The sequence below is a fragment of the Nocardia alni genome, assembly GCF_019038435.1.
Taxonomy (GTDB): domain Bacteria; phylum Actinomycetota; class Actinomycetes; order Mycobacteriales; family Mycobacteriaceae; genus Nocardia; species Nocardia alni.
On sequence record NZ_JAGPOX010000001.1, the window covers coordinates 118763 to 134981 of the forward strand.

General features: G+C 66.1%; 12 protein-coding genes. 5 read left to right on the plus strand and 7 right to left on the minus strand.

Annotated elements, in window-relative coordinates; all coding sequences use genetic code 11:
• Nucleotides 1-304 precede the first annotated feature (304 nt).
• Nucleotides 305-883 carry a helix-turn-helix domain-containing protein gene (locus JZ791_RS00540; protein ID WP_308162690.1) on the plus strand — a complete coding sequence of 193 codons (579 nt, stop codon included), beginning with the start codon at nucleotides 305-307 and terminating at the stop codon, nucleotides 881-883.
• Between the two features lie 73 nt (nucleotides 884-956).
• Nucleotides 957-1484: a DUF6036 family nucleotidyltransferase gene (locus tag JZ791_RS00545; RefSeq protein WP_216892071.1), complete on the plus strand. Its 528-nt coding sequence runs from the start codon at nucleotides 957-959 to the stop codon at nucleotides 1482-1484.
• A gap of 110 nt (nucleotides 1485-1594) precedes the next feature.
• On the opposite strand, the gene JZ791_RS00550 is transcribed toward JZ791_RS00545, so the two are convergent.
• The 6 genes from JZ791_RS00550 to JZ791_RS00575 all read right to left on the minus strand — a co-directional run bounded on the left by JZ791_RS00550 (nucleotide 1595) and on the right by JZ791_RS00575 (nucleotide 13229).
• The gene (locus JZ791_RS00550; RefSeq protein WP_216892072.1) at nucleotides 1595-3058 is read right to left on the minus strand and encodes a TIGR02679 family protein; all 1464 of its coding nucleotides are present in this window, start codon (nucleotides 3056-3058) and stop codon (nucleotides 1595-1597) included.
• Nucleotides 2959-7077, minus strand: a complete 4119-nt coding sequence (locus JZ791_RS00555; RefSeq protein ID WP_216892073.1) for a TIGR02680 family protein — start codon at nucleotides 7075-7077, stop codon at nucleotides 2959-2961. The genes JZ791_RS00550 and JZ791_RS00555 overlap by 100 nt, the downstream gene beginning before the upstream one ends.
• Nucleotides 7074-8294: a TIGR02678 family protein gene (locus JZ791_RS00560; protein ID WP_216892074.1), complete on the minus strand. Its 1221-nt coding sequence runs from the start codon at nucleotides 8292-8294 to the stop codon at nucleotides 7074-7076. Before JZ791_RS00560 ends, JZ791_RS00555 begins: the two co-directional genes overlap by 4 nt.
• Nucleotides 8291-9868 (minus strand): TIGR02677 family protein, encoded by a 1578-nt coding sequence (locus tag JZ791_RS00565; protein WP_216892075.1) that lies wholly within the window; start codon nucleotides 9866-9868, stop codon nucleotides 8291-8293. Before JZ791_RS00565 ends, JZ791_RS00560 begins: the two co-directional genes overlap by 4 nt.
• A gap of 158 nt (nucleotides 9869-10026) precedes the next feature.
• Nucleotides 10027-11043, minus strand: coding sequence for an HNH endonuclease (locus JZ791_RS00570; protein ID WP_216892076.1), 1017 nt, complete (start codon nucleotides 11041-11043; stop codon nucleotides 10027-10029).
• A gap of 251 nt (nucleotides 11044-11294) precedes the next feature.
• Complete coding sequence (locus JZ791_RS00575; RefSeq protein ID WP_216892077.1) at nucleotides 11295-13229, minus strand: TIR domain-containing protein; 1935 nt, start codon at nucleotides 13227-13229, stop codon at nucleotides 11295-11297.
• A gap of 36 nt (nucleotides 13230-13265) precedes the next feature.
• On the opposite strand from JZ791_RS00575, the gene JZ791_RS00580 reads away from it, so the two are divergent.
• Both JZ791_RS00580 and JZ791_RS00585 read left to right on the plus strand, forming a co-directional pair.
• Nucleotides 13266-13733 (plus strand): hypothetical protein, encoded by a 468-nt coding sequence (locus tag JZ791_RS00580; protein ID WP_216892078.1) that lies wholly within the window; start codon nucleotides 13266-13268, stop codon nucleotides 13731-13733.
• Between the two features lie 47 nt (nucleotides 13734-13780).
• Entirely contained in the window at nucleotides 13781-14311 is a 531-nt protein-coding gene (locus JZ791_RS00585) for a hypothetical protein (protein WP_216892079.1), read from the plus strand.
• Between the two features lie 203 nt (nucleotides 14312-14514).
• Here the strand turns inward: JZ791_RS00585 and JZ791_RS00590 are convergent, their stop codons facing one another.
• Nucleotides 14515-14853: a hypothetical protein gene (locus tag JZ791_RS00590; protein ID WP_216892080.1), complete on the minus strand. Its 339-nt coding sequence runs from the start codon at nucleotides 14851-14853 to the stop codon at nucleotides 14515-14517.
• Nucleotides 14854-15064: 211 nt separating this feature from the next.
• On the opposite strand from JZ791_RS00590, the gene JZ791_RS00595 reads away from it, so the two are divergent.
• Nucleotides 15065-16072 carry an alpha/beta hydrolase gene (locus JZ791_RS00595; protein ID WP_216892081.1) on the plus strand — a complete coding sequence of 336 codons (1008 nt, stop codon included), beginning with the start codon at nucleotides 15065-15067 and terminating at the stop codon, nucleotides 16070-16072.
• Nucleotides 16073-16219: the final 147 nt, after the last annotated feature.

The following is a 16219-nucleotide window of genomic DNA, read 5'->3' on the forward strand; positions in this document are numbered from 1 at the left end:
CCGGGAGTTATGCAAACAGCCCACCCACTTGAGCACGTGGAACCCGGCATACATGCCGGGTTCCACGTGTTCGAACTCTCTGAGATCTCCCCTCGCATGTGGCGCGAATGCTGCAATGGAGTGGTTGAGTATGTTTGATCTCTAACCCGTATCTGGGGGTGCCCTCAGTAATGTGACACGTTGCACATGGGGGTCGAGCGTCCCAGATGACCGGCCGCTGCCGCTTGTGATGCTGGTTACCTGCTGTTCGTTCGGCGCAGGATTATCTACAACTTGATATGCTACCTAGGTGAGTAGTTCGTTCGTGTCCTCGACGCCAGCGACTCTGTTGGTCGCGGCTCGCCGGAATGCCGGCCTGACGCAGAGCCAGCTCGCCGGATTGGCCAATACGAGCCAGTCCGCCGTGGCGGCATACGAATCGGGCCGCCGCCAGCCGACGATCGCGGTGTTGGACCGCTTGTTGCGAGCGGCGGGGTTCCAGTTGAGTCTCGGGACCGAGCGTCGAGCGGACCTGTTGCGGCTCGCAGATCTCGCACCGCTGATCGCGGCCGCTGTCGACGACGCGCATCGACTCAGGCTCTTCTTCGAGTTTCTGCGTGGAGCCGACGAAGCTGGAGCCGAGTTACCGCTGCTGATCGCAGCTGAACCCGCCCCCGTCGGGGATCCGCGTTACGATGCGTTACTCGCGGCCACAGCTGAACATCTGGCTCTGCATGCCGGTTTCGAAGTGCCCGATTGGGTATTGAGCGATGGTCGGTGCCTCGACCGGTTCTGGTGGGTCAGCGAACTGCCGTCGGCCAAGGCACAGGCGTTGTTGCATTCCCCTGCCTCGTTCCGCAGCCGCGGGGTGATGCTCGATAGCCACGATCTGGAGGCGGCGTGACTGAGCGTAGCGAGGGAACCCTCAGCACAGCACCCGCGGTCGCGGCGGTGCCGAGCGCCAGCGAGGGGCCGTCGTGACCGAACCCCTGCTCGATCGCCCTGCCCTGGAACAAGCATTTGCTCTGCTCGCGGAAAAACTTCGTCGACGACATGTCATCGGTGAAGTCTTCATCTTCGGTGGTGCGGCGATGGTCATGGCCTACGACTCGCGGCGCTCGACGCGAGACGTCGACGCGTTGTTCTCCCCGGACGGACCCGTGCTCGAATCGGTCCGCGAGGTTGCGCGAGAGTTGAGATTGCCCGACTCGTGGCTCAACAACCAGGCCAGCTCGTACGTGTCATCGAAAGCGGGTAAAGGGCGGGCCGTCTTCGACCACCCCAATCTGAGGGTCATCGCCACCCCAGCGCAGCACCTGTTGGCAATGAAGGTAAGGGCCGCGCGTGCAGTCCGCGATGCAGACGATATCCGGATTCTCCTGGATCATCTCGAACTCCGGACTGTCGACAAAGTTCTCGAGTTGGTCTCCGACTACTTTCCCGGCGAGCCGCTGTCGGAACGGTCCCGCATGATGCTCGAGGACATCATTGCCGAAAGGACCTGACGGGCAGCCAGTCGGCGCTGCAACATCGTTCGGGAGGAGGTGTCCAGGCTGTGCTTTCGTGCTTCGACCTCACCGAAGCACATTGCCGAGTCTGAGAAGCCCCGCTCGCATCAGTGCTGGGACTGCCAGGCCTCGGTGTCGTCGGCGGTACGGTCATCATTCCGATGCACGCGGTCCAGACGGCGTGCCCGTGTTCCGCCGGGTGTCAGATCCTCGATCAGCTCGTCGAGTACGAGTTCTTCCTCGACGCGAACGCCGTGCCGGTGCAGGGCCGGAGCCAGGTCGGTGTCCCAGGCCGCGGCCGTCGGGCGCCCGGACAGTGTGCCTCTGGTGGCCCGCGATAACGCACTCAGGTAGTCGGCGGTGGCGAATCTCCAAGGCTGCCATGCGATGTGCTGGGCGAGTGCGTTGGCGATGCGGAGGCCGCCCCAGTCGAAGTCACCGTGGTAGACGAAATCCGCACCGGCGCCGGAGAGCATCCCCAGTAGGTGCCGGGCAGCGGTGGAGGGCTGTCCGGACAGGCATATCAGCGGCGGGCAGTCCGATCCCACCGCGTCGGCGGCGGATGCCACCACGATCGGGTTCTCGCAGATCCGAAACAGCGTCGACCGGATACCGAGAGCCTCCGGTTCGATGCGGGTGAGCTGCCGCAGCGTGAGCACCACGGGCTCGCCCGCGGCGCGCGCCAGCGTCAGGATCCGGCCCATGGTCGAGTCCGATCCGCCGGGCAGACCCAAGACCAGTACCGTCGAGGACAGTTCGTCACGGTGCACGCCTACCGCAGCCCAAGCGACTCGCTTTTCCAATGCTGATCCCGACCCCGTCGGCGCCGCCCCGGCCAATGCCCGGGCAGCCGACAGGGCCAGGGTAGCGAGCGGCCGACCATCATCGAGCGCATGCGCGTCCCCGGTGGTGTCGGCGGCGAGCCTGCCGAGCGCGATGTCCGCGGCGGGCAGCCGATCGACCACCCGAGCCAAGCCGTCGCAGAGTTCCTCCGCCGCAACCACATCGGCGGCACAACGGCGCAGCAACCCGGTACTGTCCAACCATCCGCGCCATGCCCGGAGTTCAGGTCGGCGCTCAGTGAGTTCATCGAGCGAAGCCTGGGCCAGCACCCACTGCCGGGCCTGCGCCGCTACCCGCTCAGACCGATCCACAATCTCACCGACCAGCTCCCGCACCGCGCCAGACAGTCCCTCCGGTGCCGCGCCGCTGCGCCGCAGCACCGCGTCTACCTCGTCCAGCGATACCGTCAGCGATCCACCGGTCCGCCCGCGCCGACCGAGCAGCCGCTCGACCGCGCGGCGTTGTTCGAGGCTTGCCCCGGCCAATGTGGTGTTACCCGCGACTGGCTCTCCTCGTTCCAGCCTGCGCCGCACCCGATCCACCAGCCACACCAACTCTTCGCCGCCGAGCAGTCGCCGTATCCGTTCGGGATCGCCTCCCGCGGCATTGGTGGAATTCTCGATGTCGCTCAGAACAGCCCACTCTCGGGCTCGGCGGATGCGGCGGCTACCGGCAGCTGCGACACCGGTCGCGTCACCGCGATGCGCTCCCGGCCGTCCCAGCGCCACGGCGTGACCAGTACTGCGTCGATCCCGTCCCGGCGCGACAGCTGCGCGATGGCTAGACCCGGAACCTGTGGGTAGCAACCCCATTCGCGTTCACTGGTCATCACGACATCGAGGTCGAAGGCGGCGAGCAGGCCCAGGCATTTGGCTCGGGAATCGTCGTCCACACCCGCGAATGCCTCGTCGAGCGCGACCAGTCGCGGCGCCTGCGGGTTCCCCGCGGAACTGTAAAACGAGGAGGCGGCGGCGAACAGGGGTACCGAGGTGACCAGTGCCCGTTCGCCACCGGACGCCGGTCCGGCCGCCGGCCGCCACTGGCCGTCCTGATATCGCTGGATGCCGAATTCGTGCCAGGATCGGTAATCCAGTGCCCGGGTGAGCTGTTCGGTCCAGCCGCCGCCGGTGGTGTCGTCGGTATGCTCGCGGTTGATCTGCTCCTGCAGGAACGCGCCGACCAGCGCACGGTCTGCGGTACTCCATGCATCGGCGGTCTGCCGCAGCAGCCGCTCGCGTACCCGCTCGAGCCCGTCCGGCGCCCCGCGCACCGTGCGCCACTGCAGGCGCAGCCGCATACCGGTCGAGGTGGGTCGCGCCTCCAGGTCGGCATTGATGGACCGCACCTGGTCCTCGGCGCCGGAGATCAGTTCCTGCAGCAGCCCGGCCACCTCGTTGACCAAATGGTTTTCCAGGATCTCGCGTTCCTTGGCGGACAGCAGCGTGACGCGGTGCTCGGTTTCGGCGGTCAATGCGCCCACCAGGCCCGGCACGTCCTGCTCACGGCCCTGGAACCGCACGTCCACCACGATGATGCCGTCACGAACGGTAAGACCTACCGAATGACCGTGCCGGGACAGGGTGTCGGTGAGCAGCTTGTGCTCGGCGGAAACCCTCTGCTGCACCAGTTCCCACGGACGTTCACTCGCATCGAGGTCGGCGAGTTCGGCATCGATGGCGCGGGCCAGTGTCACCGCCGGGGTCGGGGCCCAGTCCGCGGCCACGTCCGGGACAATCAGGTCGGGGAGCGCGGTGGTGAGCAGGCCGGTGGCAGCGAATGCACGGAGCTCGGCAATCGTCCGCTCCCGGTCGGCGGTCACCTCATCGAGTTGAGCGGACAGCGTTTCGCGCTGCCCTCGGGCATGCCCGCGGTCGTCGACTGCATTCTGCTCGGCGGCCAGCGCATCGTTGGTGGCCTGCTCGCTGGCGGTGATCTCGGCCTCGACCGCTGCCAGCTCGCGGAACAGCTCCTCGACGGCGGTGCCGGCGGTCTCGACGAGCGTGCGGTGCCGTTCGACCGCGGTGTCGGCCTCCGCGCGGGCCTCCCCGGCGGCCTCTGCAGCCTCGTCGCGTCGGTCGGTGGCCAGTTCGCGCTCGTGTTCAGCCTCGAGCACCGCGTCCCGTGCTCGCGTATTCGCGCGGGCCGCGGGCCATAGTCCCGCCAGCGCGACACGATAATCACCGAGCGCGGACCGGATATCCGCCAGCGCAAGATGATCCGCCGGGAGGTGCACGTCCTGCGCGAATTGCGTTGCCGCGGACAATGCCTCGCGAGCATGTGTCTCACGGCGTGAGAATTCGCCGGCCGCCTCGGCGTGCTTGCTGTCCAGCAGTTGCCGGGCCCGGTGCTCCGCGGCCACCCGGCCGTGCGCATCCCGCAGCGCGGTATCTGCCGGAAGACGCTGTTGTTCTGCGAGGATCGCGTCCTGGCGGTCGACCAGTTCGACGGCGGTGGCGGCCAGTGTGTCCAGCCGGGCCCTGACCTCTCGGAGTTCGTCATTCAGTCGCTCCAGCCGGGCGCGCCGCGCGGTCTCCCGCGCGCCTTCTCCGATATACGCTGCGGCGGACTTGTGCCAGGAACCCCGCAGCACCCCGATCCGGAAGCTGCCGTCGGCGTCCACCCAGGTGGCGGCGCTGCCATGTCCATAGCCGATGGCGCCGAGTGCCGAAGCGACTGCGGTCTCGCCCAGCGCCGCGGCCTGCGGGTCGGCGCGATCGATCGCGGGAGTCAGCACCGTGGTGAGCCCGCCGTCCGGGGCGGGGCCCTCCGGGACGATCAGGACGTCGTCGGTGGCGCCGTCGCGCAGGGTGCCGTCCGGATCCAGCCACGCGTCGAGAATGCCCGCGGCCTGCAGCGCGGCCTCTACACCCGCCCGCTGCTCCTCGGATACCGCGGCGGTGAAATCGACGACCTTCCACAGCGGTGCACCGGGCCGGGTGCCGCGCGCCATATCGTCCCGGGTGGGTGGGGCGGTCGGCGCGTCGTGGCCACCCTGCTCCAGTCGCACGATTTCCTCGACGAGTACATCGCGCTCGGCCGCGGCGATCTCGGTGGCGGCCTCCACTCCCTGCTGTTCGCGGGCGACCGCCGCAGTGGCCGATCGTGCCGCCTCGGCCACCGCGGCGGCGGCCGGGTTCGGACCGTCGAGAGTATCGACCCAGGCCTCGAGAGCCGCCTGCACCGTGTCGGGGTCCGCGAATCGCACATACTTTGCGCCACGCAGGTATTCGGTGAACTCGGTCGCCAGGGCGGCGCCTGCGGCCGTGACGTCCCGCTCCGCCTCGAGGATCCGTTCGACGGCCTGCTGCAGCTCGCCCGTGATCCGATCCACCTCGTCGCGCGCACGTTGCGCGGCCCCGTCCGCGGTTTGCGCGGTGTCCAGCAGATTCGTCAGCGTGCCCAACGCGGTGTGGGTGGCATCGACAAGCTGGTTGGCGGCCCGTTGTGCCGCAGCGTAGGGCTCGGAGTCCGTTGCCAGCGTCTCCAGCATCTCGGTGTGCCCTGCAGCCACGCCGGCCGTCGCCGCGGCCTGCGCCGCACCGTCGGTGGCACGGGTGTAAGAGGCGGCATCGATGGCTGCTGTCTTGTTCGCGGCCTCGAGCTGATTTTCCCTGCGCCGCAGCGTATCTACGGCGTCAGCGAGATCTCGTTCCCGGTCGGTCGCCAGTGCGCCGACCCTCTCGGCGTCCAACTTCGCCTGGTTCAATGCCTTGGCGTCACGCATTTCTGGGCTGTCGTGCAACGCATCGCGCCGCGCGGTCAGGGTGACCCGGCGCTGCCCGGCCGCCTTCCGCTCCGCCACCGCCGCGTCCACGGCGGCCTCGGCCCGCGCAAACGCCGACTGCGCCTCGGCCAGTTCGCTATTAAGCTTTTCGTAGCGACTGTGCGCCTTGCGGGGCGGTTCGGCGCGCCGCTTCGCCGCGATCCGCGCGTACCTACGGTAATGGCTGAGGAACGCCTCGCCCGCCGACTGCGCCTCGGCCAAGCCGCGCAGCGCCTCGCGTTCCTCGTCGAGGCCGCGGAAAGCCTCGGCTACCGTAGTGATCAGCACTGGATCCAGTGGCGGCAGCGCCTCGGTGAGCGCCCGCGACAGCAGCTTCTCGTCCGGCTTCTTCGACAACTGCGGCTGCCGCAATTGAATCAGCAGATTGACCAGGGCCTCGTAGCGGTGCTGCCCCAGCCCGAACAGCGCCTCGTCGACGGCGCGGCGATAGTCGGAGGCCGTGTCATACACCCCGATACCGCCGAGTGCGTCCTTGAGCTTCTCCCGGGTCAGCGCCACCTTCGTCGGACCGACCAGGGATAACTCTCCTGCAGCGCCCCGATGACCGACGCGCTGTTCGGTCACGAAGAACCAGTGCCGGGCGATACCACGCCCGGCGACTGCCTTGAGCCCGCAGCCGATGGTCCGGTATTCGGGCGTGCCCTCGGAAGTCAGTCGGCCGAACTCCAGCCAGGAATAGCCGAGCCGCTCGGTGTGCGGATGTTTGCCGCCCAGCAGCAGATTCCATTCCATCCGCTTGTTGCGGTCACCGTCGGGTTCCACTCGATGCGCGGCCAGCTCACCATCGAGCAGGAACGGCAGTGTCAGCGCCAGCACCTTCGATTTGCCGGTGCCGTTGTTGCCACGCAGCAGCAGTCGGCCGTCGTGGAAGTGGAACTCCTCGACGTCGTAGTAGAACAGGTCCACGAGCCCGGCCCGCAACGGCTGCCAGCGCTGCCGGGCCGGCGTGGGAAGGTGACTCATCGTGGTAGTGCCTTTCGTGTCGTGCGGCGGGTTCGCGGCTCGGCGCCGTCCCGGATCACCGCTTCCCGCACGGAATATCGGGCGATCGCAGGCAGGGCGTGCACGGTGTCCGGCGCCGAATCCACGACCAGCCGTAGCGCCCTGAGCTTCGTCAGTGCGGTCTCGAGCAGCTCGGCATCCGCGCCGGGCTCGGTGACGCCACGACGCCAGTACGAGGTGTGCTCACGCGCGAGAGTACGCACGTAGGCACGCAGGGCGTCGATCGATACCGGCTCGCCGACCCGCCCGGACAGATACTCCGCTATCAGAAGTGTGACGTGGCCGTCGGTGCGTTGCTCCGGCATGCGCACGTCGGTCAGGTCGTCGTCCGGATCGACCATCGCAATGCCCTCCGCGCGCATCTCGGCCACCAGTCCGGTTGCCTCCTCGATACGGCGGGTGATGGCGACGCGCTGGTTGATCAGATAGGCGCGCTCGTCCGCGCTCAGCTCGTCGTAATAGAGGACCGGATCGTCCAGCAGCCGCCGGGTCAGCTGATGGCGAAGCGTGCGGCGCCGCAAATCTTCCGTGTCTGGCACCGACTCGGCCGATAGCGCCGCCAGCCGCTCCTCGAACCCGATCTCCGCGATGGTCGACGGGCCACGCCCCGTGGTGAGCAGCGCTGCCAGCACCCGGCGGCGGACGTCGTACAGCACGTCACCAGTGTCGCTGAGATAGGAGTCCTCCTCGCCGGCAACCCGTTCCAGCGCACCCCATGCCAGCAGTAGTCGCACCACGGCCACCAGGTCGGCCCGCTCATCGCGGCGGCCGAGCGTGAACTCCACCCCGGCCGCGGCCAATTCCGGTTCACCGGCGGCTACCAGCACACCCTCTGCCAGGCGGCCCAGGGTGATCTGAGCATCGGCACGCTCGAGCACGGCGAGCGCCAAGCACAGCAGCACATAACGGCGACGGCCGAATGGTGCCTTGCCCTTTCCCTCCTGCGCCGGGTGAGTCGCGTCGTCGGTGGCGGCGGAGACCTTGAACAGCCGCGCCGACTCGGCGTCCACCATCAGCCGCCAGCCTGTCTCGGTGCCGAACCAGTCCCGCAGGTGCGTGGCGTGCCGCCGGACCAGCCGTAGCGCGTCCTCGTCCGCACGAACTGTCAGCAGCGGTTTGGTCAGTAGTGCGCGCATCGCCCGGCGGCGCTGCGCGGCCTCCTCCTGCGGATCCATCATGCGGGCGCCCCCACCAGCGCGGCGCCCACGAGATCGATTATCTCGATGACGTGTTCCGGCCCGTGTAGCACCCCATCCTCGGTGGGAATCTCGACAACCGGCGCGTCGGCAACCGTGGTCAGCCGGATCAGCAGTGTGCCGTCACTGGTCGTTGTCTCCACCTCGGCGGCGCCGGGCCGCCGCGCCGACAGCGCATCGCCCAGAAGTCCGAGGAACAATCGGAACACACGAGTGTCCAGGACATCGACTTGCGACAGCAGGACCGCGCCGCCGGTGGAGAGCTGGGCGCGGGCGGCAGCGACCTCACGCTGTTCGCGAGTGGCATGCTCCTCGAGCATTCGGCGGGCTTCGGCGCGGTCTGCGACCCGGGCCGGTTGGCCGCGCCGCTCATAGGTGCCGGTGCGACGCAGCTGTGGGCTGATCTCCACGCCCGGCGCATCGGCCCACGGGGTGCTGGGCGGCGGCACCATCTGCTCCCACCGTTGCACCGTCTCCGCCGTCACGGTCAGATGCCGGGCGGGAGTCAGACCGAAGGCGGCACGCCACAGCCGGTGCGCCGCAGCGTCGTCGGGCGCCTCGGCAAACCACCGGGCCAGCGCCCGGAAATCGGCGGACCGGTCGGAGCGACCGGATCGCCGCTCGTTCAGCGTGGCCACCGTGTCGATCAGTTGGGTGATGGCGGTGACCGCTGCCGAACGCAGCAGCCGGGCCTGGGACGGGTGGCGCGGGTCGGTCGAGACGAACCATTCGCGCAGGCCGCGCCACCGGTTGTGCCACATGGTCAGTGCGTCGAAGACTGCCGCTTCGTAGACCGCCCAGCCCTGGTCCGCTGTGTCGGGAAGTTCCGGCATCGCATCGCGGGCCTCGCGTTCCACCACCAGTCGGAGCAGACGCTCCACCTCATCGACGCCCAGGCCCTCCAGCAGCGCCGCGATTTCCGCGCCCCGGTTGGCGAGGTCGGCGATGAACCGGTTGATGTAGTCGATCAACCGCTGCTTGTAGGCCACGAACGCCTCGACGTCACCGTCTGAGAAGTCGATCACCCGGCGCAGCGACGCCATGAAGGCCTGGGCATTGTCTGCCAGCCCCGAAAACCGCTCCACCATACCGAGCAGCAGCAGATGCACCTTGGCCGGGTCGACAGCGGCCACCTCGACGTGGGCCAGCGTGACCAACGCGCGCAACTGATTCGCGATGTCCTCCAGCGCCACCGACTGCAGCGCACCGCGACGGCCCAGAGCCGCGTCGTAGACGGCAAGCGCCTCCTCGGCCGCCTGTCCTGCGACAGTCAACTGGTAAAGGTATCGGGCCCGATGAAAGTCAGCCACCGTCGTAACCCGGCCGGTATCCGGATCCGATCGCAGATTGCCCCAGACGACCAGCTGCTCCAACGCTGCCGCCACTGTCTCTGGCGCGCCCGAACGCCCCAGCTCAGCTGCCACATCCTCCGGACGCATGTGCACGATGAACCGATCCCGCGCCCGCACGAAGGCGACCAGCACATCCCGATAGAACTCGGCATTCGGAGCGCTCAGATGGGCGAATGGCTGAACAGTCGGCTGGTTGGCATACACGGGAACTATTGTGCCGAACCGCACCGACAGCGCCGATGTGATCGGCGCGTATCAACCTGGTGAACGGCCTTCGGTGTTGACTCGAAGGGGAAGCAGCTACTCCCGTCGCCTCGCGACTTGGATGCTAACTCCGCCCTGATTTCTGTGTCGGTCAACGATCAACCGGCAATGATCTTGTTCGACTTGGTGCGGTTGCACCGCCAGCACAAGGTCTGAAGGTTGTCGGGCGCGGTCAGCCCGCCCCTCGACACCGGCACTATGTGGTCAACCTCGAGCAGTAGGTGAGGTTCAGCTACGAGCGAGATAGAGCAGTATCTGCAGGTGTAGTTGTCACGTTCCTTGATCATCGTCCGCAGTTGCGAGGTCATCAGCGCCCGCTGACCTGCCACGCTCTTACGGAACTTGATCTTCTCCGACATCGTCCAGATCATCGCGTCGATCGTCTCTCGATCGAGCGTGACAGTCGTGCGCTGCGAGCTGTTCCCGCCGGCGCTGACGTACTCGAACATGTACACCGGGTATGGCACCATGATCGGCGATAACACGACCCCGACATGCTTCATGAACTCGTCTGCGTAGTGCTTCACGATGAACTTGGGCGGGTTGAACGACTGGGTGATGCTGGCCTCGCGCTGCCAGAGGTTGGTGATGGCATCTTCGAGGCGAACGATGCCGTCGCCCAGGTCCTCGACGTTCGCCAGATCGGTCTCGGTGGCTTTGATGTTGAAATACTTCATGACGTACTTGATGGGGTCGGTGCTCGCATTGCGGACAACCTGCAATGAGCAGTTGTGCACGAACGGCGTCTGATAGCTGGCGATGTTGCGGTCGCGCCGGTACTTGTGACGGCTGGTGTTCTGGAAAGCCGCTAGATGTGCCTGCGCTCCACTGACCGACCAGCCGAGCGCGAACGTGCCTCGACCGCGTATCTCATCGACATACCGGGCGAGCTCGTTGTGCTCAGCGACGAACGAGGCGATCGCGGTCTTGTGGGCTAGAAACTCGTCGCTCGCGAAGTACCGCATCATGCGTATGTGCCGGATCAGCAACGCCAGGCCCCACGTCCCGAGCCCGACGGCGATGACCGCTGCGATCGGTATCCAGTTCGCGGCTACCCAAGAGACGGCCACCAGGATCAGCGCGACGACTATCAGGACCGCGAATATTTGCACCATATCGCCCTCCCCAGTACGCGCTCGCTGTGAGCGTAGTAGTGACGGTAGCAGGGGTGTCCGACAGAGAAGTGGGAAGTGTTGAGCGGCGGTGTTATTCGCCTGCCGGCCATCCCTACTGAGAGAGATTTTTCGTCGTGGTCACTGCCAGCGGACGGCCTTGCACCACAGGGATTTCCAGACCCAGCGTTGTCTGTCCGGCATGCAGTCGTTCGTCGACCAGCAGCAACGCCAGGTCCTCGTCGGTGTGATGCCTAGTCGCCCGCGCCGAGTGCCATCATGCCGTGGTCGCTGCCCGTGATCTTGCCGAGGTTGCGGAGCATTTCGGTCAGTGGTGCTCGAAGCCCGATCAGTGCTTTGCGTAGTTCGTCAGCCTGGATCCATTCCCGCTCGTATGCATACGGGTCGCGGTCGATCGGCCGCGCGAACTCGTAGTTCAGCAGCTCCGGATGCCATCGCGTCAGGATCGGCCGAAGATGCCCGGTGATCAGCGCGATTCCAATCTCCTGTACAGGACGAGTGTGTTGCTCCGGCCCGCCATCGATCAGGACGCTGCGGACGAATTCCACCAGCGAGTACAACGGCGCGAGCGTCTCACGAAGCCCAATCTCGGGTCGCCGGAGAACCGAAACTCGGTGTGCCAGTTCGACTTGCAGAGCCCAGGCGGCACGCCGCAGTCGGGCACTGTCGGGGGTGCGGCGCCGTCGGCGTGCGGGCGTTGTCGGCAGCAGTTTGAGCGTTGCGGAGCGGATCTCGGCCTGGCGGATGGCGTCCGAGTCCAGAGTTCGAGTCAGGTGGCCGATCAAGGGCGAGAGCTGGATTCTGTTGTTGGTGATCGGCTCGATCACTGACACGGTGATCAGAAGATGTACCACCGCCGCGACGGTGCGACGGGCGGTGGAGGTGGTGAGACCGTGAAGTTCCCCGATAACGGCCGCCAAGTGATCAAGGTCGGCCGGCGTCGGCTCGAGGACCGCCGCAGCCCGAAGCACATCGTGGACGATCCTGAGGTCGACCTCCGCACTGCGGTCGACAGCATCGACTATGCGCTGGGCGAGGTGCATGAGGCCGGGATTGCCGGCATGTAGTTCGCCAAGTGCGGCCGCGGCGCTGTCGGCGTTCGCCAGGATGTTGAGGACCTCGGGGTGGCCGCTGGCCGTGTCGATGACCCGATCCACGACGCCTGGGTTTGCATGGTGCCATGGGATGGGCAGCAGGACTCCGGCGTCCGCAGGCGAAAGCGGCCCGACGGTTACCGCACCGCCCAGTGCGATGTAGCGACGATCGGTGCTGGTGACCACGGTGTATCCGATGTTGTCCAGGCTGAACAACTCACGCAGGTCTTCGATGCCAAGCCCTGGGGGAATGTTATCGAACACCCAGAGATAGGGGTGCCTTGCCACACCTGTATCGAGTCGAGTAGTGCCCAGTCGCATCGTTCTGGCCATGCGGTCGCGCTTGCTACGAAGGCGCGGCAGCGGATCGTCCTGATCGGCGTTCAGCCATCCGATGCCGCCTGGGAATGCAGACTGAAAAAGGTGAACGTACTCGAGAACGAGACGGGACTTACCGATACCGGTGAGACCGTGGACCACAGCCACGCGTCCACCTTGGCGGCTGGTGAGCCGCGCGCGATGGCGATGCAGTGCCGAATGTAATTGCCAGAGTTGCGGAAACCGCCCGGCGAAGCTGGTCGCCGAAGGTTGTGCGGGAACCGATAGCCAGTGGGCTGGTTCCGGCGCGGTGATCTCGGCGATGGTCTCGGTGATCGTGGAAACATGTTCGGCCACACTGGCAGCCAGTCTGCGGTAGTCGATGTCACGGGTCGGCGCGGACACATGCCGTGCGTCGCGGAGCTCGACCGGCCGGATATGCTCCACGGTAGATTCTGGATTCACGACCAGTACACGCCGACGAGGGTCGCCCTCGCGCTGACCAGCCAGAAATCCCAACGTCAGCTCGTGCTGACATGCGTAGCGCGCAGGGTAGTCGGCAGAGTAGTAGGCCAGCACAACCTTCGCGTCGCCGAGGGCCGCGAGAATGGTGTCGGAGATCGACTGGAACGGCTGCACGCCTGCTGTATCCCAGAAGACCCGCAAGCCCGCAGCACCGAGTGCGTGGCCGATACGCAGTGCAGAGTCGGCATCCGAGCGCGAATAACTCAGAAATACGTCCCATACCCCGGTCATCGTCATCGGAGCCTACCCGACCGATATCATTCGTCTGTGACACGGGCGATCTCAGGTACTACCAGTCTGGTCGATGACCAACATGCAGCGTGGGAGCTGCACGTCGAGCTGGCCACCCGTATCTCGGTGGCGCCGCTACCCGAGGGGCAGGGGCTCCTGACCGAGGCGCTCGCCAGCCTTGACGTCGTCGTGACACGGACCAGGCAGGTCATGCGAGAGCACGGGCCACATGACGCCAGTGCTGGCGCCTGCACATTCCAACCGGCCGCATTCGTGATCGAAGAAACGATCGGTCTGTTTCTGGCTCGCTGGCGAGGACGGCTAGCGGCGGCCTTGGCCAATGAAAGTCTTGGTAGTGGACCGGTCGAGCGCGAACGTAATTGGCCCGAGGCCCGGGCCTTGCGTGCTGATCTGGAGCAAGTTCGGCAACGGCTGACCGCGGTGGCCGATCAACTGGCGGAGTCGGCAGGTGCTCGGTCGCTGATCGAACAGGGCGGGTTCTGATGCGATTTCGTCGCCGGACACGGTCACTCCAGCCTAAACAGGTCAGTGTGAAGGTTCGTATGCCGTTCCTCGGCGAGATCGCTGGCACGTGGGAGCCTGTTCATGCCGAGCGGCGTGCTGCGTGGGAACTGTACGTTGAGCTGATCACCCGCGTGACCGTGGTCGAATTGCAGCCGGACGAGGGCCTCATCCGGGAGGCACTCACCAGCATGTACAGCCTGTTTGCCAGTACACGTGAGATCCTCCGAAAGTACGGTCCTGAGGTCGCCCCGCTCGGGCGTGCCGATGCGGTTACTTTCGGCGGCCTCGCGGTGGGTGTACTCAACGGTGCGCTCCGGCCGTTACTGGCGAAGTGGCATCCCGCTCTCGCGGCATGGGAAGCGAAACGCCCCGACGCCGTCGACCCGGTGCAACACGAGCGTGACTGGGACCGGCTGCCTGAACTGCGGGCTTCACTGGCGGAGGCACGGACTACTTTGGCGCAGTTGGCCAAGGTATTGGCCGACGTCGCCGGAGCTGCCTACTTGTTGCCGCCGGACACACCGGACCCCGAAAAACAAGGGGGGGGGGTCTCCTGAGCAGCAGGGTTGAGATATTGGGACGGCGCTCTTCGACGCCCTCATGGGATCGGGCACGACATGTAGTGCCTCCCGATCGCGAGATGCGGGCGGCTTGACACCACCGGCACCAGCGGGGCATATTCGAAGCATTCGAACATGTAAGCGTGGCACGGATGCCGTGAGAAGGGGCGCAAGTCCCCCTTCGCCCACAAGAACGATGATCATGACCACATGGCGCTCGGGCAACCCAGATCCAGGAGTGTGACGCGTTCCGCGCGAGTGGCGGCGGCGCGAAGCTTCAGGGTTATCTCGCACAGCCGCACCGGGCCGGTGAAGTGCTCGAGCAGTACGCCGTCGTAGTCGTGCATCTCGTATCGGTGCCGGCACCAGCCGTTCGGATACGGATCGAGTTCGCGATCGATGCGGACGGCGAGTTCGCGCAGTGCGGCGGCCACTTGCGCCGGGGATCCCATATTGCCGATACGCCACCAGGGCGCATAAAAGTCGCCCGCGCGGGAAACCTCGACGGTATACGTTATCTGCTCCTGCGATCCGATCACGGGCTCAGCATGCCAGAAAAGTCCGGGTCGCCGTCGTTTCAATGCGTATCGGAATGGGTGTGTCGGCGTGGTGGACGGCCTTTTTACGGTAATCCCCGACCGAATGCCGTGTCGTTGCGCACCGGCGAGAAAATTCGGTGTTAAAAGCTTGAGTATGAAAAGGGGTGTAATTACAGGCGCTCTCGAATCGCGCCATATACGGTCCGTAGCCATGCTCACGGCCGCCGCCATATTCGGTTGTACGGCCTTCGCCGGAACGGTCGCCACAGCCGGTCCGATCCCCTCGAGGATCGCCACCGATGCCGTGTCCGAAGACGGGTCACGGATCGAGGGAGTCGAGAAGATCGATGACCGGAATATCCGTATCAACGTGTACTCCGCGGCGATGAACCATGTCTATCCCGTGGAGGTCGAACGGCCGGCGGATACCTCCGATCCGCGTCCGAGTCTGTATCTGCTCAACGGCGCCGGCGGCGGTCAGGACGGAGCCTCCTGGGACGAGCAGAGCGACGCGCGGAAGTTCATGGCGGACAAGGACGTCAACCTCATCACCCCGATCGGTGGCAAATTCAGCTACTACACGGACTGGAACAGGGACGATCCGGTACTCGGCCGGAACAGGTGGCGGACCTACCTGACCGAGGAATTGCCGCCGCTGATGAACAGGGCGCTGCGCACGAACGGTGTCAATGCCATCGCCGGCATCTCCACCTCCGCGACCACCGTGCTGGACCTGCCGATCGCCAAGCCCGGTCTGTACCGGGCGGCGGCCGCCTACAGCGGCTGTGCGCAGACCAGCGATCCGATCGGGTCCAGGTTCGTGAAGGTCGCGGTGGCATGGGGTGGCGGCAACGCCGACAACATGTGGGGCCCGGCCGACTCGCCCGAATGGGCGGCAAACGATCCGTACCTGCACGCCGACAAGCTGCGGGGGCTCGGCCTCTATCTGTCTTCGGGCAACGGCCTGCCGGGTAGATACGACACGCTGAACGGGTCGCATGCGCTGCCCGGTGTGAGTGGTCTCGCCGATCAGGTATTCATCGGTGGCCTCATCGAATCGGCCACCAACTACTGCACCCGGAACCTGGTGGCCAAACTCGGCCGCCTGGGTATTCCGGTGACCTATCATCCGGCGGCGGGCACGCATTCCTGGGGCTATTGGCAGGACGAGTTGAAACGTTCGTGGCCGGTGCTCGCGCACGGCTTGGGCCTGACATAAAAATACGGGCCGGACGCTTCGCTCAGCGTCCGGCCCGTATTTCGTCCGCAGCGACTAGAGCACTGCGATGATGATGCCAGCGATCGTCGCCGTGGCTATGACGGCCAGGCCGATTGCACTTCCAACGCCGGGGAGCAGCATTCATCC

Excerpts from the sequence above, each read along its gene's own strand:
- JZ791_RS00555 (WP_216892073.1), bottom strand. The coding sequence starts at position 7,077 with ATGAGTCACCTTCCCACGCCGGCCCGGCAGCGCTGGCAGCCGTTGCGG.
- JZ791_RS00560 (WP_216892074.1), bottom strand. The coding sequence starts at position 8,294 with ATGATGGATCCGCAGGAGGAGGCCGCGCAGCGCCGCCGGGCGATGCGC.
- JZ791_RS00570 (WP_216892076.1), bottom strand. The coding sequence starts at position 11,043 with ATGGTGCAAATATTCGCGGTCCTGATAGTCGTCGCGCTGATCCTGGTG.
- JZ791_RS00575 (WP_216892077.1), bottom strand. The coding sequence starts at position 13,229 with ATGACCGGGGTATGGGACGTATTTCTGAGTTATTCGCGCTCGGATGCC.
- JZ791_RS00595 (WP_216892081.1), top strand. The coding sequence starts at position 15,065 with ATGCTCACGGCCGCCGCCATATTCGGTTGTACGGCCTTCGCCGGAACG.